Genomic DNA, 242 nt, shown 5'->3' with positions numbered 1-242 from the left:
ATCGCCGATGCACGTCGATGTTCCCATCCGCATGGGCGAGTCAGACCGCGAGATCGCGCGTGCCGCCCGCGAGGCACTGGCGAACCGGCTTGGCGAACGCTATGCGGCCGTCGTCGTGGACGGTGAGGATGTCGTCATCACGGCGCTGCGCGGCTCACCGCGCTTTACCGTGGACCTGCTGCGCGATACCGCACGGGATGTCGATGTCGACGTGGACCGCGCCTGACTGATGCCTGGGCTAT

1 protein-coding gene is annotated in these 242 nt (G+C 66.9%); it reads left to right on the top strand.

The genetic code is table 11. The features are described 5' to 3' along the window. On the top strand, positions 1–226 hold a 226-nt coding region (locus ACQG3P_RS22220; protein ID WP_426806260.1), incomplete at its 5' end, for a hypothetical protein. Between the last annotated feature and the right edge of the window lie 16 nt (positions 227–242).

The sequence above is a fragment of the Stenotrophomonas sp. SrG genome (genome assembly GCF_050031795.1).
GTDB classification, from domain to species: Bacteria; Pseudomonadota; Gammaproteobacteria; order Xanthomonadales; family Xanthomonadaceae; genus Stenotrophomonas; species Stenotrophomonas rhizophila_A.
Note: the sequence above shows the minus strand (reverse complement) of the source record. Positions and strands in the feature narration are given on the sequence as shown.